Origin of the sequence: Polaribacter gochangensis, from assembly GCF_046224025.1 — a bacterium.
Taxonomy (GTDB): Bacteria; Bacteroidota; Bacteroidia; order Flavobacteriales; family Flavobacteriaceae; genus Polaribacter; species Polaribacter gochangensis.
Map to the genome: position 1 here is coordinate 658,227 of NZ_JBJXRF010000001.1, position 21,006 is coordinate 679,232.

Genomic DNA, 21,006 nt, shown 5'->3' on the forward strand with positions numbered 1-21,006 from the left:
TTATTGATTAATTATTTTATTCTCCTCCATTTGCTTTTAAATCTGCTAAACACTGTGCGTCTAATGTTGGAACTTGTCCACTAGAAAATAAATTTCCAATTCCTTGACTAGATTCTGCTGACCAATACATTAAACAATCTTCTTCAGAACAATGTTTAGGGTGATCTATATCTTCATGATCACTTTGTAAATTGGTTCCTAAATTTGTTAATCCTAAAAGATGCCCAAATTCGTGATTAATTACTGTTGATTCTAATATACTTCTTTTGGGTTCAAAAGCACTATCACTTAATCCGTGTATAGTTTCTTCATATATTACAAAAGAAGTGTTCCAATATGCAGTTCCTAAAATTGAACTTGAATTATTGTCTCTAGAAGATTTTCCATTTACAAATAAAGCCCAAACAGCAATTGTGGTATTGGTATTGTATTTTGTTCTATATTCTTTTTCTATGTTAACAATTTCGTCTAAAGTATAAACTGTTTTTCCGGTTGATGGAATTTCTTTTGTTACAAACTCCAAACCTTCTGGTTTATAAGTTCTTTTTTCAATAAAACTTTTTAGATTATTTAAGGCAGTTTCTGTAGGTTTAAACCCACGTAAATACCCTATTTCAATAATCATTTTTTTATAATTAACATCAGAGAGTAAATCGTTAGCAGCAGTTCCTGTTGCTTGTCTATTAGCTACAACATTTATAGTTCTAAAATTTTCTTCGACCTCTAATGTGCAGGAAAAAAGAATACTACAAAATAAAATTCCCTTAAAAAAATGTTTTATCATTTTACTTTATTTAAAACTTTACAACTATTACAAAAATTTGTAATAGTTGTAAAGTTATCATCAATTAACTTTAATTGTTACTTAATATTTTTGCTTTTTATAGCTTCTTAAAAGTTAGTGTTGTAGAAGCATCTGTTTTACTTTTTAAAGTAATTAAGGTAGTTGTATAAGTATCAACGATCCATTCATTATTAAGAGCACTAACAGCTGTATTATTAGTAAAAGCAATGTTTAATAAAACTTCTGTTTCTGAACTTACACTATAGGTTCCTTCTACTTCACCTAATGTAGTATTTACGGTGTTTTTAGCGACTAATTTTAAATCGTTCGTAAAATCAATTGACCAGTTAACATAATCATTCGCTTTATTTACACCTGCAGTTATAAAGCTCTCTACTTTAAACTTTGATTTTGATAAGATTGCTTCTACTTCTGCTGCATTTTCATCTGCTTGATCTTTTTCATCTTCATACTGAACACATTCTGATAGGGCATTTTTAAAATCTGCATCGCTACCAATTTGTACAGTTGTGCCATTACTTAATGTTGCTGTAAAAGGATAGTTTACTGCAAAAAGTTCATTAGCATCTAATCCGTTCATAAAAGAGTACAGTTGTTGTTTAGATTGTATCACTACGCTTCCTGTTTGCTCTAAACTAATATTGTAGGTTAAAATGGTAATTGGGAAATCAATATCTACACAAGAGATTGCGTCTTTACCTGTTGCTTCAGCATTTTCACATTCTGCTTTTAAAGCATTTAATTCTACTTGATTATTTACAACAACCTCTGTATAGTTGCTTAATTTAACAGAAATTGGAAAATCAAAAGTTACTAAATCACTATCGTCATTATATTGTCCCATTATGTTTAAAACCGTAGAAAAATCTAATTGACTTAATAAGGTAACTCTTTGTCCGTTTACAGTTGCTGTTAAAGGAAATAATAATTCGGTACACGAATTTCCGTCTAAGAAATCATCTTCAGATCCATCATTCATTGAACTACGTTTGTAATTTTCTGTAGTTTTAGAACTTGAAGAGTTTGTGTTAGGGTTTGTTCCTACTTCAGAATTCTCTTCGGTCTGACATGAAGTAAAACCTAATACTGCTGTTAAAGCAATTACTGTAATTAATTTTAATGTTTTCATTTTAAATAAATTTTAATAATTAATGTTTCTTGTTTGTATGAGTAAGACAACTAAACATTAATTTACCCTACCTTTGTCTTTAATTTTTTTTAATTTTATCTTTTCAAAAACCCTATTATGCCTAATAAATCTCTTTGTGATGAAATTTATTTTAATGAGTTTTATGCTTCTCATATACAGTCTGCTACAAACTTTGCATATTATAAATCTGGCAATTCAGATACCTCTTTAGATTTAGCACAAGAGGCATTTATAAAAATTTGGGAGAACTGTGCAAAAATAGATTTTTCTAAAGCAAAATCATATTTATTTACTTTGGTAAATAACCTTTTTTTAAATCAAGTAAAACACAAAAAGGTAGTTTTTGAATATGCAAAAAGTAGTCCATATTTAGATGTGAACAATCAAAATCCAGAATATTTACTGGAAGAAGAAGAATTTAAAGAAAAATTAAAAAGAGCGATACAAGATTTAACCGAAGCAGAACGAGAAGTTTTTTTAATGAATAGAGTTGATGGCAAAAAATATAGAGAAATTGCAGAACTCTTAGAAATTTCTCAAAAAGCAGTTGAAAAAAGAATGTCTTCTGCTTTAAAAAAATTAAGAAATAAGGTGGATGGTATCTAGGTAGGGTAAAAAACCTTTTAGTTGTTATATATATAGAAGTGTAAAAATGGAAAACAAAAAAGACATACTTAATTGGCTTAACAGAGAAATTTCTGAAGAAGAATTACTGCGTTTAAAAAATGCAGGAGATTTTAAAACTTTAGAAAAAATAGCCTTTTATGCTTCTCAAATAGAAACACCAAAAGTAGACGTTGAAAAAGCACTTGCTAATTTAAAAAATAAGACTCAAAATAAATCAAAAAAAGGCAAAGTAGTTTCCTTTAATTTTAAGCATTTTTATAAATATGCAGCTGCAATTGTTGTTTTATTAACAACTTCTTATTACTTATTTTTTAACAATACATCTAGTTTTAAAACTGAGTTTGCACAAACAAAAAACTTTCATTTACCAGACAATTCTGAAGTAGTTTTAAATGCAAATTCTATAATTACCTATGCTAAAAAAGATTGGAATGTAAATAGAAATTTAACCCTAAAAGGAGAAGCTTATTTTAAAGTAGAAAAAGGAAAAAAATTTACTGTTAATACAGAAATTGGTGAAGTAACAGTGCTTGGAACTCAGTTTAATGTTAAAGAAAGAGCTAATTATTTTGAGGTTAAAACCTATGAAGGTTTAGTTAGTGTTGCGTATAAAGATACGCTTGTAAAATTACCTAAGGGAACTGTTTTTAAAGTAATAAATGGAGTTATTAATACAAAAAATACTTTTGATGTAAATGAGAAATCTTGGTTACAAAAAGAATCTAACTTTAAAAGTATCCCATTGCGTTTTGTTTTAGAAGAAATAGAAAATCAGTTTGATTATAAAATTGAAACAAAAAATATTGATTTAAATAAATTATATTCTGGTGGCTTTAGTCATACAGATATAAATATGGCACTACAATCTGTAACAATACCACAACAATTATCATATAAAATAGACGGAAAAAAAATTACTATATTTAATTATGGTGAATAAAACATATATTAGTATCATCTTTTTATTATTATCCGTAAATGTTGCTTTAACTCAAACTTCGAGCACTAAAGTAGCACTCTCTTCTTTAATATTAGAGCTTGAAAAAACCTATGACATTAAATTTTCTTATTCTGATAATGATGTGAAAAACATTTATATAGAACAACCTGAAAAAGGAACTCCTATAGAGAAACTTATCTCTTATTTAAATGAAAAAACATTTTTACATTTTAAAACATTAGATAACAGATATATTACCATCTCTTTTTTAAATAAAACTATTGATATTTGTGGTACTGTTTTAAATGAAATGTCTTTAGAACCTTTACTCTTAGCTTCTGTTAAAATTAATGGTCTAAAATTAGGCGCCACTACCGATAATGTAGGTGTTTTTTATTTAAAAAATGTTCCTGTTAATTCAATCATAAACATCTCTTATATTGGCTTTAATACGTTGTCAATTACTGCTAAAGAGTTATTTTATGATTCTAATTGTAAACAATTATTTTTAGAAGAAAAAGCTGAAAAATTATTAGAAATTACAATTCCTCAATATTTAACATCTGGTTTGCAAAAAAGCATAGATGGAAGTACTGTTTTAAACACAGATAAATTTGGAATTCTTCCTGGATTGATAGCGCCCGATATTTTAAAAACAATTAAAATTCTACCAGGAATAGAAAGTGTTAACGAAACAGTTTCTAATATCAATGTTAGAGGTGGAACAAATGATCAAAATTTAATGCTTTGGGATGGAATTAAAATGTATCATTCTGGACATTTTTTTGGTTTAATTTCCGCTTACAATCCTTATTTAACAAAAAAAGTTACGGTTACTAAAAACGGAACAAGTAGTGCTTTTTCAGACGGAGTTTCATCAACCATAAACATGCAAACCTCAAATAAAATAACCAATCGTTTTTCTGGGGGTAGTGGTTTTAATTTATTAAGTGCCGATGCTTTCGTACAGGTGCCAATTAAAGAAAATTTAGAACTACATATTTCTGCTAGAAGATCTTTTACAGATGTTTTAAATACAGCCACTTATAATAATTATTTTTCGCGAAGTTTTCAAGATAATTCTGTAGCATCAAACACTGTAAATAATGCAGAATCAAATTTTTATTTTTACGATTATTCTTTTAAGTTTTTATACGATATTAATTACAAACATGCTGTTAGAGCTAATTTTATTCACATAAAAAATAATTTAGAATATCAAGAAAAATATACTTCTAACACTACTACAACAGTAGAAAATAGTGCTTTAAAACAAGAAAATTTAGGAGCTAAAATTAGTTGGGATACAAACTGGAATGCTAAATTTTCTACTTCTTTATTTGCTTTTTTTTCTGATTATAAAATAAATTCTTCAGATTATAATAAAGATACAGATCAGTTTCAAACACAGTTTAATAATGTATTAGAAACAGAAATAAAACTGAATTCTAAATATGAATTTTCGGATGTTTTATATTTTTTAAATGGACTCGTTTTTAATGAAATAGGAATTAGAAATACCACAACTGTAAATGCACCAACCTTTTCTAAAACGGTTAAAAATGTGTTGTTAAAAAGCGCTTATTTTTCTGAAATCGAATACAATAAAAACACTACCTATGTTCGGTTTGGAATGCGTGCAAATTACTTTCATAAGTTTCAAAAATTTGTAATAGAACCTAGAATTAACATCAGACAAAAGTTAAATTCTGATTTCTTTTTAAAACTAGAGGCCGAGTTTAAAAACCAAACTACAGCGCAAAAAATAGATTTTGAAGATAATTTTTTAGGAATCGAAAAAAGAAGATGGATTCTCTCTGATGATAAAAACACACCTATTGTAAAAAGCAAACAAGTTTCTTTTGGTACAGAGTATTCTAAAGATAAATTATATATAGATATTACTGGATTTTATAAAAAAGTAAACGGAATTACTGCTGCAAATCAAGGGTTTTATAACAATACTCAAACTTTAAATTCTATTGGAAATTACGCAACAAAAGGTGTAGAATTTTTGATCAATAAAAAAACAAATACAATTAGTACTTGGTTAAGTTATACTTATTCAAAAAACGAGTATACTTTTACTGCTTTTCATCCTGCTACATTTTCTAATAGTTTAGATGTAACACATTCTCTTAGCGCTGCATTTAATTATAATTTCACCAAAGATTTACATGTTTCTGTTGGGGGTGTTTTACGTTCTGGAAAACCATTTACAAAACCAGTAGAAGGAAATGAAACCATACAAAATGGAAATAAAACAATAGTTAATTATAACAATCCTAATACAGAAAGATTAGATAACTTTTTTAGAATTGATGTTTCAGGAAGTTATAAATTTAAATTTTCTGATGCTGTAAAATCTACAATCCGTCTTGGTTTTACAAACATAACAGATAGAAAAAACACTATAGATTCTTACTATATTATAGATACTAATAGTACTAACAATGTAAAAAGAATAAATAGCTATTCTTTACCTTTTACTCCTAATTTAAGTTTTAGAGTTTCTTTTTAAACTTAGTTTTTTAGCATTTCAATATGTGGAATTCCGTCTTCTAAATATTCTTCTCCTACTTTTTTAAATCCATGAGTTTCGTAAAATTTTTGAAGATATACTTGTGCAGAAATTGTGATTTCTGAAGTATTAAATTGTTCTTGAATTGCTTTTATTGAAGCTTTCATTAAATCGTGCCCGTAACCAAACTTACGTTCTTTAGCATCAACTACAACTCTGCCAATACTTGCTTCTTTAAAATAATCTCCTGGTTTAAAAATTCTTGTGTACGCTATAATTGAATTATTTTTCTTACCAAAAACATGTAAAGATTTTTGATCTTTAAAATCTAAATCTTGATACACACAATCTTGCTCAACTACAAAAATTTCTGATCGTAATTGTAAAATACGATACAATTCATCTAAAGATAGTTGGTAAAATTCTTTAATAAAAAATTCCATTTTAAGAGCAAGAAATTTTAGCTACTCTAGTAGCATGACGACCACCTTCAAATTCTGTATCAAGAAAAATATCTACAAACCCCAACGCTTGTTGTAAAGAAACAAAACGAGCAGGAATGGTTAAAATATTTGCATTGTTATGTTGACGAGTTAACGCAACTAATTCGTTATTCCAACACAACGCAGCTCTAATTCCTTGATGTTTATTTGCGGTCATTTGAGCACCGTTTCCAGAGCCACAAAGAATAATTCCAAATGTAGCTTTACCTGTTTCAACTGCTTCCGCTGTAGGATGAATTGCATCAGGATAATCCATAGAACTATTTGTATCGGTACCAAAATTTAAAACCGTATAACCAGCAGCTTCTAATTTTTTAATAATTTCAAATTTATAATATGTTCCTGCGTGATCGTTACCAATTGCAATTGTCATAATATGTTGTTTTTAATAGGATTAAGTACACAAAAATAAGTATAAAGATGGTTATCAACAGGTATAAATAATTAAATTTTTACAAATCTTAATAACCTTTTAAATATAAGAGTTTTAACTAGTTTCTTTAAATGTTAAGAAGTATTCTTATTTTTTTAAAACTTTTTTTGATGGTTTCAATAATTATTACAATACAAGAATGTAAATGAAACTACCAACTTTTTTTTTAATTTTCTAATAGCAATTTATCAACATAAAATTATCACCTTCTTTACATTCTACTTTTAGTAAACAATAAAGAAAAAGTATGTATAACTGTTTATAAAAATTGTTAATAAACTAAAAAATGAATTGATTTATAAGCTTTTAAAAAATATATAGAATGTTTATTAATTTTAATAAGTGATATAAAAAAATAATTTATAAAATAGTTATTGTAGCTGTTAACACTATATCATTAACATCATCTTTTTTTAAATTTAATTAAAGAATATGATTATAATTATATAATGTGTTGATAACTCAAAAAAAGAAATTAAATAGTTTTAGTATTTAATTGTTTTAAATAAATTGAGTCTTTTTGAATTTTTACTGATTCAGGAGAAGTATTTAAATTTAAAGAAGTATTTATCTTTACAACAGATATAAAAATACCTGCTATAAATATAAAGAAAAATAAGGCTATTATTTTAGGAAATTGTTTCATTCATATACACTTCTTACACTTTAAAGACGTGAGTTTTTTAAAAATGTTACAAAAAATTTAAGATTTCCTTAACTTTTTACATTTAAGGAATAATAAATTGAATTGCTTTTTCTATAATAGATACAGAAATAGATTCTGTTCCAATTAATTCACCATCCGCTTGAATAAAAGGTTTTTCTATTTTTGAAATTGACGTAATTTTTAAAGAAGTTGTTTTATAAGTTTCCACTTTTTTATGATGTACAATTTTACCGTTGTAGAGTTTTGGTAAATTTAAAATCATATCTAATAAGTTTAAATTTTTAGCAATAGTAATATCTAATAAACCATCTGAAGTATTAACATCTTTCGTAAACTGCATTCCGCCGCCAGAAAATTTACAGATTCCAAAAACCACCATTAAACATTTTTCCTTTAATTTATTTCCATTAATTTCTATACTAAAATCAACAGGTTTATATAACAATAAACCAGCTAAACCACTTAATAAATATGCAATTCCGCCAAAACGTTTTAAGTTTTTTAATTTATTTACAACATAACCGTCATAACCGATTCCTGCTACATTATTAAAGTACGTTATCGTGTTATTTTCTGTTTCTAATTTACCAATATCTTGCAGTATTGTTTTTTCTTTACTGATTATTGCAATAGAATTCTCTATCTTTGCAGGAATATTATAAGTTTTTACCCAATCATTTCCAGTACCAATTGGTATTACAGCAAGTTGTATAATGTTAGTTTCTACTAATTTTTGCTTCATTATTCCGTTTACAACATGATGTAAAGTTCCATCTCCACCAACAGAAATTATTTTAGTAAAACCATTTTTAATAGCAGTTTCTACTAATTGTTCTTCATGTTTAGAATAATCAGTAAAAGCAAATGAAAACGAAATGTGTTGTTTTTTTAATTCAGCTGAAATTTCTCGCCAAATTTTTTTAGATTTTCCGTTTCCAGAAGTTGGATTCATAATTAAAAACCAGTCCGTTTTCATAAAATAAAAAATTAATAAAAGAGCAAAATACAAAAATTGCATTCGTAACAATAAATTAATAAAGAATACGATTTAAATTATGTAATTTGCTATCAATAAAAACAATAAAAGACAGATGTCTAAAAAGAAGAAATTTTATAAAAAGAAAGGAAGAATCATTAAAGATTTAACCAAAAATATATTTAGAATATTAAATGAAGATGTTACATCATCTTATAATTATAAACAAATTGCGTCTAAAATAGGTATTTCTGATACCGATGGAAAAACACAAGTTTTAAAAAAATTAGCTGAGCTTACAGCTACTAAAAAAATTAAAGAAATTGATAGAGGAAAATTTTCAATAAATCAAGATAGAAAATACAATATAGGAACTTTAGATGTTACATCTAACGGAAATGCTTATTTTATTTCTGATGATTTTGAAGAAGATATTTTTATTCCATCAATCAATTTAAATAAAGGTTTACATAAAGATACCGTTAAAGTTTACACGTATAATAAACGTGGAAGTAAAAAACTAGAAGCCGATGTTGTTGAAGTATTAGAAAGAGCAAAAAACGAATTTGTGGGTGTGTTACAACTCAATAAAAACTTCGGATTTGTAATTCCGGATGACAATAAAATGTATGCAGATCTTTTTGTTTCTCAAAACAAAATTAATGGTGCAGAAGACGGAGATAAAGTGGTTGTAACTTTAACAGATTGGCCATCTAATTCTAAAAATCCGTTCGGAAAAATAAAACAAGTTTTAGGAAAACCAGGAGATCATAATACAGAAATGCATTCTATTTTAGTAGAATATGGTTTACCGTACGAATTTCCAAAAGAAGTAGAAGACGAAGCTAAAAATCTTCCTATAGAAATAACTAAAGAAGAAATTGTAAAACGTAGAGATATGCGTAGCGATTTAACGTTTACTATTGATCCGAAAGATGCAAAAGATTTTGACGATGCGTTGTCGTTTACAAAATTAGAAAATGGAAATTATGAAATAGGAATTCATATTGCAGATGTTTCGCATTATTTACAAGAAAAAACCATCTTAGATGATGAAGCTTATGAAAGAGCAACATCAGTTTATTTGGTTGATAGAGTAGTACCAATGTTACCAGAAATGTTATCAAACGGAGTTTGTTCTTTAAGACCAAACGAAGAAAAATTAACTTTTTCTGCTGTTTTTGAAATCAATGAAAAAGCACAAGTTGTACATAAATGGTTTGGTAGAACAGTAACGTATTCTGATCAACGTTTTGCATATGAAGAAGCACAAAATATTATAGAAAACTGTACTTTATCAGCTATAAAAGAATATACAATGCCTGCGGATATTTCTATCACAGATAAAGAATATACCGTAACAAAAGAAATTGTTGAAGCAACTTTAAAGCTAGATGAATTAGCTAAAAAAATGCGTAAAAAACGTATGAAAGCTGGTGCAATTTCATTTGATAGAGTAGAAGTAAAATTTAACTTAGATGAAAATGCGAATCCATTAGGAGTTTACTTTAAAGAAGCAAAAGATGCTAATAAATTAATTGAAGAATTTATGTTATTAGCAAATAGAAAAGTAGCAGAATTTGTTGGACAAGAACACGGAAAACCAAGTAAAAAAACTTTTATTTATCGTGTACACGACGAACCAAATATTGATAAATTAAACGCTTTACAAGGTATTGTAAGTAAGTTTGGCTATTCTTTACAAACAGATTCTAAAGAAGTGATTTCTCAATCTTTAAATAAATTACTTTTTGATGTTCATGGGAAAGCAGAATCGAATATGGTAGAAACCTTAGCGATTAGAACGATGAGTAAAGCAGAATACACAACTCAAAATATTGGTCACTACGGATTAGCTTTTGATTATTACAGTCATTTTACATCACCAATTAGACGTTATCCTGATGTGATGACACATCGATTACTACAACATTATTTAGATGGCGGAAATTCACCTACAGCAGCTATTTATGAAGAAAAATGTAAACATTCTTCTGAAATGGAATATTTAGCTTCAAGAGCAGAACGAGATTCTATCAAATACATGCAAGTAAAATACATGCAAGATCATAAAGATCAAGAATTTGAAGGTGTAATTTCTGGAGTTACAGAATGGGGAATTTATGTAGAAATTAAAGAAAACAAATGTGAAGGAATGGTTAGAATTAGAGACATAAAAAGTGATTATTATATTTTTGATGAAAAACAATATGCTATTGTTGGTCAATCTACTAAACAACTCTACCAATTAGGAGATAATGTAATTGTAAAGGTTAAAAAGACCGATTTAGAACGCAAACATTTAGATTTTACATTAATCGAAGAATAATTTAATATACGATTATTAAAAAGTTCTTAACGTAAAACAAAGAAGCAAACAATTAATTAAAAGCTTTTTGTATCTTTGTTTTAAAATTTAAAATAAATGATTTCACAAAATATATTTTTATTTGCAGGTCCATGGCAAATAGCTATCGTAGTTGTATTAGTGGTATTACTTTTTGGAGGTAAAAAAATTCCTGAATTAATGAAAGGCTTAGGTGGCGGAATTAAAGAATTTAAAAAAGCATCTAAAGAAGAAGATGAAGAGAATGATAAAATAGATGATAAAAAATAAACACATATCTTAAATAAGATAAAAAAAAGCTCAACTATATAGTTGAGCTTTTTCTTTTTGATCAAATTAAAAATATCCCCCAATGTTTTTAATTATACTATCACAAATATATATTTGAAAAATACAGCATTCTCTATTTTTTTTAATTTTGTTATAAAAGGGAATAAATTTTTATTTTTTGGGATAAAAAGGAAGGTAATTAACTTAATAACCCCTTTAAAGATTGCTTACTAAAATTCCTAGAAACTGGTATATCAAAAGGAATTACATCTGATTTTAATAAATATCCTCTTGCGTTACCACTAATATCAGTAATAAAGTTAACATTTATAATATATGATTTATGACAACGTATAATTGAAGTATAATCTTGTAATTCTTCGTCTATTTTAGTTAGAGTAACTCTTAATATCATTTCTTTTAAATCGCTATTCTTCCTAATAAAAAAACTAGCATAATTACCTTGAGATGATATATATACTAAATCATCTACTTTAAAAACAATTTTTTCTTTCTTGTTATCAGAATAAATAGTAACATCTTTTTTTAAAATCTTTTCAACTAATTTTTCTTTGTTATAAGTGTTAATTTCATTTGCTTTTTTTTTTCTTTTTTCTCGCACACTTTTTTCATTTATAAAAACAAAAAAGAGTAACGGAATGGTTCCAACTAAAAAAGTATAAGACAAAAAATTAAAATACTTTAAACTTTCTATACCAAAAGAGTTTTTAAATAAATTACTAAAAAACCATAAAAAAGATCCATTTAAAAATAAACCTATAAGTATTACAAAAAGGTTTCTTCCAACAGTCCATTTATCTTCATCAAAATAATTTTTAAAAAATAAAGGTGGTATATATAACATAAAAAATACACCAAAAGTAGTAGAAACCCCTAAAAAAATTGTGTATTCTAAAATTAAATTTACTAATGTATTTATATTAAACGGTTTAAAAATGTTTAAAAAAATAAACACAAAAAAACCAAAACAAAAACTAACTTTTAATTTAAATTTAATTGATGGATTGAAATAATATGGAGTAGAAAGCCAAGAAAATATGGATTTCATAATACAATTTATTTTTAAAGTTTTACTGCTGTTCCAGAAGCTGTTACCATTAACATTCCGCCAGAAGCACCAACAGTTTCATAATCTAAATCAACACCAATTACGGCATCTGCACCTAAACGTATTGCCTCATCTTGCATCTCTTTTAATGCAATATCTTTTGCTTCCCGCAATACTTTTTCATAAGAACCAGATCTGCCGCCAACAATATCTCTAATTCCAGCAAAAATATCTTTAAATAAATTTGCTCCAATAATGGTTTCACCTGTAACAATACCTAAATATTGTTTGATCTCATGTGTTTCTAATGTGTTTGTTGTGGATACAATCATTTCTATTAACTTTTTTTGGTTTTAGGAGTAGAAGAACTTTCGTTTATTTTATTTGCAGCAACCAAACTTGTTACCATATCATTTAACATATTACTCGCCGCAGTAGGGTTGTTAGGTAATAATATTAAATTACTATTTGTATCTGCGCCAATAGATTGTAAAGTGTCGTAGTGTTGCGTAATTACAATTAAGGCAGAGGCTTCCTGAGAATTAATTCCTGCATTGTTTAAAACATCAACAGATTCTTCTAAACCACGTGCAATTTCTCTTCGTTGATCTGCAATACCTTTTCCTTGTAAGCGTTTGCTTTCTGCTTCTGCTTTTGCGCGTTCTACAATTAAAATACGTTGTGCGTCTCCTTCATATTGAGCAGCAGTTTTTTCTCTATCTGCAGCATTAATTCTGTTCATTGCAGCTTTTACTTGCGAATCTGGATCAATATCTGTTACTAAAGTTTTAATTATATCATACCCGTAATTAGACATTGCATCGTTTAATTCTGTTTTTACAGCAATTGCAATATCATCTTTCTTTACAAAAACATCGTCTAATTTCATCTTTGGAACTTCAGCTCTAACCACATCAAACACATAAGAAGTAATTTGATCGTGCGGATAATCTAACTTGTAAAAAGCATCATATACTTTATCTTTTATCACCATAAACTGAACAGAAACTTTCAATTTTACAAAAACATCATCCAAGGTTTTAGTTTCTATAATTACATCTAATTGTTGAATTTTTAAACTTATTCTACCAGCAATTCTATCCACAATAGGAATTTTTAGTTGTAAACCAGATTGACGGATACTTTGAAATCTTCCAAAGCGCTCAATAACCGCTGATGTTTGCTGTTTAACGGTAAAAAATGACGCGAATAGTATTAAAAAAGTAATTACTATTAATATAATAAAGGTTGGATTCATGGTTTTTTGTTTTACGGTTAGAAATTTTTATTAAAGATACAAATAAATATCTCTTAATAATAAGACGGAGAAATGCAGAAACGTTACAGAATAGAAATAAAAAAACCACTCAATTTGAGTGGCTTTGAATTGTAATTTTGATGTATTATTATAAATTTTGAACAGCATTTTCAATTCTTTTTACTGTTTCTTCTTTGCCGATCATTTCTATAATATCAAACAAATGTGGTCCTTTTAAAGCACCAACCAAACTTAAACGAAGCGGTTGCATTACTTTACCAAAACCAATTTCTTTAACAGTAATCCATTCTTTAATTACAGTTTCTGTATTTGCTGATGAAAAATCTTGAATATCTGAAATCATAGAAATTAATTCTTTCATTAACTCTGGTGTTTCTTCTTTCCAATTTTTCTTACTAGCTTTTGCATCATATTCTGTTGGAGATTGGAAAAAGAAATCTGATAAATTCCAAAAATCTGCCACAAAAACAGCGCGTTCTTTAATTAATGAAACTACTTTTTGAACGTAATTATTATCTTTAGAAATTCCTTTTTCTAATAGAATTGGTAAAAACAATTCAGTTAATTCTGCATCAGATTTTGTTTGCATGTATTGCTGATTGAACCAGTTTGTTTTTTCTGGGCTAAACTTTGCTCCAGATTTACTCACTCTTTGTAAATCAAATACTTTAATCAATTCTTCTAACGAAAAAATTTCTTGTTCTGTTCCTGGATTCCAACCCAATAACGCCAACATATTTATAAATGCGTCAGCAAAATATCCATCTTCTTTGTATCCACGAGAAACTTCGCCAGTTTGTTTGTTGGTGTATGCTAAAGGAAACACAGGAAACCCTAATTTATCGCCATCACGTTTGCTTAATTTTCCTTTTCCGACAGGTTTTAAAATCAGCGGTAAATGTGCAAATTTTGGAGATTCCCAACCAAAAGCTTTGTATAATAAAAGGTGTAATGGCATCGATGGCAACCATTCTTCACCGCGAATTACGTGTGTAATTTCCATCAAATGATCATCTACAATATTTGCTAAATGATAGGTTGGCATTCCGTCTGATTTAAACAATACTTTATCATCCAAAGTATTTGTATCAATTTTTATCGTTCCACGAATTTCATCATTCATGATTAATGTTTCGTCTTGTGGTGTTTTAAATCGGATGACATATTTATCGCCAGCATTTAATTTTGCAAGAATTTCTTCTTTAGATAAACTTAACGAATTGTTTAGCTTTAATCTGTTGTGCCAATTGTAGATAAAAGTTTTCCCTTTTTCTTCGTGATCTTTTCTGTGAAAATCTAATTCTTCTGCAGCATCAAAAGCATAATATGCCCAACCTTTTTCAATTAAAGTATCAGCATATTTTTTATACAAATCTTTACGTTCTGACTGTCTGTAAGGACCAAATTTTTCGTTCTTCCCTGGACCTTCATCAAAAGGAATATTACACCAATTTAGTGCATCAATAATGTACTGTTCTGCGTTTGCAACATAACGAGTTTGGTCAGTGTCTTCGATACGTAACACAAAAGTTCCGCCATGTTTTTTAGCAAATAAATAATTAAATAAAGCGGTTCTTACACCACCAATATGTAAAGGTCCGGTTGGACTTGGCGCAAAACGAACGCGAACTGTAGATTCCATTTTTTCTTTTTTTGATGCCGCAAAGATACTTTTTATTAGATGAGAAGAGAAAAAAGATAAAAGAAAAAAGAATGGTTTTTAGTAAGGTTTAACACTTTCTTTCTAACAAAATCTTTTAAAAACACTATTTTTATTGGTTAGAGAATGGATTCGTATAAAAACATAGAAGAAAAACTACATCAGTTTGTGCGTAAATTTTACACAAACGAACTCATAAAAGGAACTATTTTGTTTCTTTCGTTAGGATTTCTATACTTTTTTTTCACACTTTTTATCGAGTATTTTTTATGGTTACAACCAACAGCTAGAACTATTTTGTTTTGGCTTTTTATTTTGGTAGAATCGTATTTAGCATTCCGATTTATTTTAACGCCAATTTTTAAATTGATTGGTTTAAAAAAAGGAATTTCATTTGCAGAATCTTCAAAAATTATTGGAAATCATTTTCCGAAAGTAGGCGATAAGTTAATCAACGTTTTACAACTTAAAGAATCTAATGATCAATCGGATTTATTAATTGCAAGTATCGAGCAAAAATCTAAGGAATTACAACCAATTCCGTTTACAAAAGCAGTTAATTTTAAAACAAATACAACCTATTTAAAATACGCTGCAATTCCGGTTTTAATTTGGATAATTATTACCATTACAGGCAATTTTAACATGTTTAATGCATCTTTTAAACGAGTTGTACATTACAGAACTGCATTCGTTCCGCCAGCGCCGTTTTCGTTTTATGTAATAAATCAAAATCTAAAAGTAATTCAAGGTAAACCATTCACGCTAGAAATTGAAACGAAAGGAAAAGTGACACCGTCAGATGTTACTATTTTCTACAACAATCAAAGTTATTTTTTACAACATCAAAACGGAATCTTTTCGTACACGTTTACTGACACCAGAAATGATATTAATTTTTATGTAGAAGCAAACGGAATTACTTCAGAAAATTACGAATTGAATGTGATTAAAACACCAACAATTCAGCATATTTCTATTGATTTAAAGTATCCGAAATATATTGGTAAAAAGAACGAAAAAATTAACAATACGGGAACAATTTTAATTCCGGAAGGCACAAAAACTACGTGGAACGTAGCTACAAATCAAACAGATTCTGTTGCTTTTATTTCAGCGAAAAACAAAATATTTTTTAACGAATCTAAAAACAACTTTTTCACTTTTTCTAAACGGATTTTAAAACCGCTGAGGTATCAAATTGCAACATCAAATTCTGAATTAAAAGAGTTTGAAAAACTCTATTTTACAATTGATGTTGTAAAAGATGAATTCCCAGAAATAGAAGTGTTGTCTGATATTGATAGTTTAAATAATTCAGCGCAATTTGCTGGAAAATTTTCTGATGATTATGGAATTAAAAGACTAGAAGTTGTTTTTTATGATGAGGAAAATCCGACAGAAAAAAGAACTCAAAAAATAATGTTTGATAAAGAACAAAACCAAACGTTCTATTATAATTTTCCGGGCGATTTAGAAATCAATAAAGGCATTAATTACGAAGTTTATTTTCAGGTTTTTGATAATGATGCTGTAAACGGAAGTAAAAAAAGTGAAAGCAAAAAGTTTCGTTTTAGAAATAAAACAGATAACGAAATTGAAGAAGAATCGGTTTTACAACAGCGCAAACAAATTAAATCGATAGAAAATGCGCTGCAACAAAAGAATGATCAAAAAAAGGAATTAGAAGAAATAAAGCAAAATTTACAGAACAATAAAAATGTAAACTGGAATGATAAAAAAAAGATTGACAATTATATAAAGCATCAAGAACAATACAAACAAATGATGCATCGTCAAACAGACAAACTGCAAGAAAACATTAAAGATTTACCAAAAGACTCTGAAACAATAAAAGAAAAGAAAGCGCAACTTAAAAAAAGAATAGAAGAGCTTAAAAAATTAGAAAAAGAACAAAAATTGTTAGAAGAATTAAAAAAATTAGCAGAAAAATTAAATAAAGATGAATTGCTTAAAAAAGTAAAGCAATTAACAGAGCAAAATAAACAACAAGAACGAAGTTTAGAAAGAATATTAGAACTTACAAAACGATTTTATGTTGAGCAAAAAACCATGCAAATTGCGAATAAATTAGAAGAACTTTCAAAGAAACAAGATAGTATTGCTACATCTCCAACATCAGATTTAAACCAACAAAAAGAGATAAAGAAAGACTTTAAAGAAATAGAAAAAGAACTGAATGATTTAGAGAAAGACAATACAGCGTTGAAAGAACCAATGCAACTTCCCGATACAAAAGAAGACCAAAAGGAAGTGAACAATCAATTAAATAAAGCAGAAGAAAATAATTCGTTGGATAAAAATCAACAACAAAAAAATCAGAAAAAAGCATCTCAAAAAATGCAAGAAATGAGTCAGAAAATGCAACAAGCAATGTCTGACATGGAAGGAGAAATGAAAGAAGCGAATGAGAAATCGTTACGAATCATTTTAGAAAACCTTTTAAATTTTTCTTTTAAACAAGAAAACCTGATGAATACGTTTTCCAAACTAAGTGTAGAACATCCAGATTTTGGTAAAGAATTAAAAAGTCAGAACACCTTAAAAACCTATTTTGAACATATTGATGATAGTTTATATGTCTTGTCTATGCGATTGACAGAAATATCGCCAATTGTGCAAAAAGATCTTACAAGTGCACATTATAATTTAGATCAATCTTTAGAAAATTTTGCAGAAAACAGATTTAATAATGCATTGTCAAATCAACAATATGTTATGACTTCGGTGAATAATTTAGCAGATTTTTTAAGTGATATTTTAGACAATATGCAGCAACCAAAAATGTCTAAATCAGGAAAAGGAAAAAAAGGAGGAAAGTCGTTTAGCTTGCCAGATATTATTCAGAAGCAAGAAGATATTGTAAAGAAAATGCAGCAAGGGAAGAAAAAAGGAGAACAACAAAACGGACAAAAGCAAGGAGATCAAAATGGAGAAAGCAAAGGAAATAGCAATAATGATTTGGATGGAGAATTGTATAAAACCTATCAACAGCAATCTCAATTACGACAAGAATTGCAGGAAGCACTTCAAAAAAAGGGATTAGGAAATAGTCCAGAAGCAAAAAAAGTGCTAAAATCAATGGAAGAATTGGAGAACGAAATTCTAGAAAAAGGATTTAATTCCACAACGCTTCAAAAAATGCAGCAGCTTAAGTACAACCTTTTAAAATTAGATAAAGCAGCGTTTGAACAAGAGAAAGACACCAAAAGAAAATCGAATTCTAATCAACAAATATACAACTCAAATAATGCTAAATTTTTGATTAAAAAACTGTTTTACAATCAAACAGAAATATTAAACAGACAATCATTACCTTTGCAAAAAAATTACAAAAAGAAAGTACAAGAGTATTTTAGTAATTCAAAAAGTAAAAATAATAGTGATTGAGTTTAATTACGAAACAGATTTTAAATTATCAAACGAAAAGGAACTTACCGATTGGATTGTAAGCTGTATTGAAAAAGACGACTTTAAAGTAGGAGAAATTAATTATATTTTCTGTGACGATGCGTATTTACATAAATTAAATATTGAGTTTTTACAACACGACACCTATACAGATATAATTAGCTTTGACAATTCGTTAGGTAAAATTATAAGTGGAGATGTTTTTATCTCTGTAGAAAGAGTCGCAGAAAACGCTATAACCTATAATTCTACTTTTGATGTAGAATTACATCGCGTAATTATTCATGGAATTTTGCATTACATGGGTTTTAAAGATAAAACAACAGATGAGAAATTAATAATGAGAAATAAAGAAAATCAGTGCTTAAACAATTTAAAAAGCTGAAAATCAATTAAATAAAAAAATAGTTTCACGTGAAACATGCATAATGAGTCTTTTTTCAACAACATATGATGTAATTGTAGTTGGCGGTGGTCACGCAGGAAGTGAAGCAGCGGCAGCAAGCGCAAATATGGGCGCACATACTTTGCTAATAACAATGAGTTTGCAAACCATAGCACAAATGAGTTGTAATCCTGCAATGGGTGGAATTGCAAAAGGACAAATTGTTAGAGAAATTGATGCGCTTGGCGGATTTAGCGGAATTGTTACAGACAAAACTGCTATTCAGTTTAAAATGCTGAACAAATCAAAAGGCCCTGCAATGTGGAGTCCTAGAGCACAATCAGATAGAATGCGCTTTTCTGAAGAGTGGAGAAAAGTTTTAGAACAAACAGATAATTTAGATTTTTATCAAGATTCTGTGAATGGATTGTTGTTTGATGGCAATAGAATTGTAGGTGTCAAAACAGTTTTGGGTTTAGAAATAAAATCAACAACGGTAATTATTACAGCAGGAACTTTTTTAAATGGATTGATTCATATTGGAGATAAAACATTTGGAGGAGGAAGAGCGGGTGAAGGAGCTTCAACCGGAATTACAGAAGATTTAGTTAAGATAGGATTCGAATCTGGTAGAATGAAAACAGGAACACCTCCAAGAGTAGATGCACGTTCCTTAGATTTTTCTAAAATGATAGAACAGCCTGGTGATGAAAATCCTGAAAAATTTTCATTTTTACCAATTACAAAACCATTAACAAAACAACGTTCTTGTTATTTGACGTATACAAATCCAGAAGTGCATGCGCTGCTAAGAGAAGGTTTTGATAGATCACCAATGTTTAATGGTAGAATTCAATCTACCGGTCCAAGATATTGTCCGTCTGTTGAAGATAAAGTGGATCGTTTTGCTTCAAAAGATAGACACCAAATGTTTATTGAGCCAGAAGGTTGGGATACCGTTGAAATCTATGTAAACGGATTTTCTACATCTTTGCCAGAGGATATTCAGGACAAAGCAATTCGTGCTGTAGCGGGTTTTGAAAATGTTAAGTTTCTACGTTATGGTTACGCAATTGAATACGATTATTTTCCTCCAACACAATTAAAACATTCTTTAGAAACAAAGTTGGTAGAAAATTTGTTTTTTGCTGGACAAATTAACGGAACAACAGGGTATGAAGAAGCAGCTTCTCAAGGATTAATGGCGGGAATTAATGCGGTTTTAAAAATCAACAATAAAGAACCATTTATATTAAAAAGAAACGAAGCTTATATCGGAGTTTTAATTGACGATTTAATTACAAAAGGCACAGAAGAACCATATAGAATGTTTACTTCTAGAGCAGAATATAGAACTTTATTAAGACAAGATAATGCCGATTTAAGATTAACACCTAGGTCTTACGAATTAGGTTTGGCTTCTGAAGAACGTATGAAACGCGTTTTAGAAAAGCGAGAAAAAACCGCATTATTAATTGCTTTTTTAACTAATTTAAGTGTTAAAAAAGAAGCGCTAAATAGTATTTTAGAAAAGAAAAATTTAGCATTGGTTTCTCAATCGATGAAGCTTTTTAAAGTTGCTGCAAGACCACAATTAGCCTTTTCAGATTTTGTACATCTTGATCAATTAAGTAGTTTTATTTCTGAGCACAATATAGATGCTGAAGTTATTGAGCAAGTAGAAATATATCTAAAATATTCTGGTTATATAGAAAAAGAAAAGAACAATGCAGACAAGTTAAATAGACTTGAAAACGTTACAATTCCTCATGCTTTTGATTATTCGAAAGTAAAATCTCTTTCTTTTGAAGCTAGAGAAAAATTGAATAAAATAAAACCAACTTCTATTTCACAAGCGAGTAGAATTAGTGGAGTTTCACCTAGTGATGTCTCTGTTTTATTGGTGTATATGGGAAGGTAAAAAACGTAAGTTCCATGTGGA

At 28.3% G+C, this 21,006-nt stretch carries 18 protein-coding genes; 8 read left to right on the forward strand and 10 right to left on the reverse strand.

What is annotated here, in order from left to right; translation table 11 throughout:
- Positions 1 to 16: 16 nt before the first annotated feature.
- Together ACEWL1_RS03075 and ACEWL1_RS03080 are read right to left on the reverse strand one after the other, a co-directional pair.
- Positions 17 to 784 carry a membrane metalloprotease gene (locus tag ACEWL1_RS03075; RefSeq protein WP_409231811.1) on the reverse strand — a complete coding sequence of 256 codons (768 nt, stop codon included), beginning with the start codon at positions 782 to 784 and terminating at the stop codon, positions 17 to 19.
- Between the two features lie 97 nt (positions 785 to 881).
- Positions 882 to 1,934: a hypothetical protein gene (locus ACEWL1_RS03080; protein ID WP_409231812.1), complete on the reverse strand. Its 1,053-nt coding sequence runs from the start codon at positions 1,932 to 1,934 to the stop codon at positions 882 to 884.
- Positions 1,935 to 2,051: 117 nt separating this feature from the next.
- Here ACEWL1_RS03080 and ACEWL1_RS03085 point away from each other — a divergent pair, with 117 nt between their 5' ends.
- From ACEWL1_RS03085 to ACEWL1_RS03095, 3 genes are read left to right on the forward strand one after another with little or no spacing between them, the layout of a single operon-like run.
- Positions 2,052 to 2,561: an RNA polymerase sigma factor gene (locus tag ACEWL1_RS03085; RefSeq protein ID WP_409231813.1), complete on the forward strand. Its 510-nt coding sequence runs from the start codon at positions 2,052 to 2,054 to the stop codon at positions 2,559 to 2,561.
- Between the two features lie 46 nt (positions 2,562 to 2,607).
- Positions 2,608 to 3,522, forward strand: coding sequence for a FecR family protein (locus ACEWL1_RS03090; RefSeq protein ID WP_409231814.1), 915 nt, complete (start codon positions 2,608 to 2,610; stop codon positions 3,520 to 3,522).
- On the forward strand, positions 3,512 to 6,043 hold the full coding sequence (locus ACEWL1_RS03095; protein WP_409231815.1) for a TonB-dependent receptor: 2,532 nt from the start codon (positions 3,512 to 3,514) through the stop codon (positions 6,041 to 6,043). The genes ACEWL1_RS03090 and ACEWL1_RS03095 overlap by 11 nt, the downstream gene beginning before the upstream one ends.
- A 2-nt stretch (positions 6,044 to 6,045) precedes the next feature.
- Here the strand turns inward: ACEWL1_RS03095 and ACEWL1_RS03100 are convergent, their stop codons facing one another.
- The 4 genes from ACEWL1_RS03100 to ACEWL1_RS03115 form a co-directional block, all read right to left on the reverse strand.
- Complete coding sequence (locus tag ACEWL1_RS03100; RefSeq protein ID WP_409231816.1) at positions 6,046 to 6,486, reverse strand: GNAT family N-acetyltransferase; 441 nt, start codon at positions 6,484 to 6,486, stop codon at positions 6,046 to 6,048.
- 1 nt (position 6,487) lies between these two features.
- A complete protein-coding gene (locus ACEWL1_RS03105; protein ID WP_409231817.1) occupies positions 6,488 to 6,919 on the reverse strand; it encodes an RpiB/LacA/LacB family sugar-phosphate isomerase in 432 nt (143 codons plus the stop codon).
- A 535-nt stretch (positions 6,920 to 7,454) separates the two neighbouring features.
- Positions 7,455 to 7,625, reverse strand: a complete 171-nt coding sequence (locus ACEWL1_RS03110) for a hypothetical protein (RefSeq protein WP_409231818.1) — start codon at positions 7,623 to 7,625, stop codon at positions 7,455 to 7,457.
- 82 nt (positions 7,626 to 7,707) lie between these two features.
- Complete coding sequence (locus tag ACEWL1_RS03115) at positions 7,708 to 8,622, reverse strand: diacylglycerol/lipid kinase family protein (RefSeq protein WP_409231819.1); 915 nt, start codon at positions 8,620 to 8,622, stop codon at positions 7,708 to 7,710.
- Positions 8,623 to 8,737: 115 nt separating this feature from the next.
- Here ACEWL1_RS03115 and rnr point away from each other — a divergent pair, with 115 nt between their 5' ends.
- Both rnr and tatA read left to right on the forward strand, forming a co-directional pair.
- Positions 8,738 to 10,951, forward strand: coding sequence for a ribonuclease R (rnr, locus tag ACEWL1_RS03120; RefSeq protein ID WP_409231820.1), 2,214 nt, complete (start codon positions 8,738 to 8,740; stop codon positions 10,949 to 10,951).
- A gap of 96 nt (positions 10,952 to 11,047) precedes the next feature.
- Positions 11,048 to 11,239, forward strand: a complete 192-nt coding sequence (gene tatA, locus ACEWL1_RS03125) for a twin-arginine translocase TatA/TatE family subunit (RefSeq protein WP_409231821.1) — start codon at positions 11,048 to 11,050, stop codon at positions 11,237 to 11,239.
- A 199-nt stretch (positions 11,240 to 11,438) separates the two neighbouring features.
- Here tatA and ACEWL1_RS03130 read toward each other — a convergent pair whose 3' ends face one another.
- The 4 genes from ACEWL1_RS03130 to gltX form a co-directional block, all read right to left on the reverse strand.
- Entirely contained in the window at positions 11,439 to 12,308 is an 870-nt protein-coding gene (locus tag ACEWL1_RS03130) for a LytR/AlgR family response regulator transcription factor (protein ID WP_409231822.1), read from the reverse strand.
- Between the two features lie 14 nt (positions 12,309 to 12,322).
- Positions 12,323 to 12,640: a heavy metal-binding domain-containing protein gene (locus ACEWL1_RS03135; protein ID WP_409231823.1), complete on the reverse strand. Its 318-nt coding sequence runs from the start codon at positions 12,638 to 12,640 to the stop codon at positions 12,323 to 12,325.
- A gap of 5 nt (positions 12,641 to 12,645) precedes the next feature.
- Positions 12,646 to 13,566 carry an SPFH domain-containing protein gene (locus ACEWL1_RS03140; protein WP_409231824.1) on the reverse strand — a complete coding sequence of 307 codons (921 nt, stop codon included), beginning with the start codon at positions 13,564 to 13,566 and terminating at the stop codon, positions 12,646 to 12,648.
- A gap of 148 nt (positions 13,567 to 13,714) precedes the next feature.
- A complete protein-coding gene (gene gltX, locus ACEWL1_RS03145) occupies positions 13,715 to 15,229 on the reverse strand; it encodes a glutamate--tRNA ligase (RefSeq protein WP_409231825.1) in 1,515 nt (504 codons plus the stop codon).
- Positions 15,230 to 15,373: 144 nt separating this feature from the next.
- Between gltX and ACEWL1_RS03150 the strand changes: the two genes are divergently transcribed.
- From ACEWL1_RS03150 to mnmG, 3 genes are read left to right on the forward strand one after another with little or no spacing between them, the layout of a single operon-like run.
- Positions 15,374 to 18,658, forward strand: a complete 3,285-nt coding sequence (locus tag ACEWL1_RS03150; RefSeq protein ID WP_409231826.1) for a hypothetical protein — start codon at positions 15,374 to 15,376, stop codon at positions 18,656 to 18,658.
- On the forward strand, positions 18,651 to 19,064 hold the full coding sequence (gene ybeY / locus ACEWL1_RS03155; RefSeq protein ID WP_409231827.1) for an rRNA maturation RNase YbeY: 414 nt from the start codon (positions 18,651 to 18,653) through the stop codon (positions 19,062 to 19,064). The genes ACEWL1_RS03150 and ybeY overlap by 8 nt, the downstream gene beginning before the upstream one ends.
- 43 nt (positions 19,065 to 19,107) lie before the next feature.
- Positions 19,108 to 20,985 carry a tRNA uridine-5-carboxymethylaminomethyl(34) synthesis enzyme MnmG gene (gene mnmG, locus ACEWL1_RS03160; RefSeq protein ID WP_409231828.1) on the forward strand — a complete coding sequence of 626 codons (1,878 nt, stop codon included), beginning with the start codon at positions 19,108 to 19,110 and terminating at the stop codon, positions 20,983 to 20,985.
- Positions 20,986 to 21,006 lie beyond the last annotated feature (21 nt).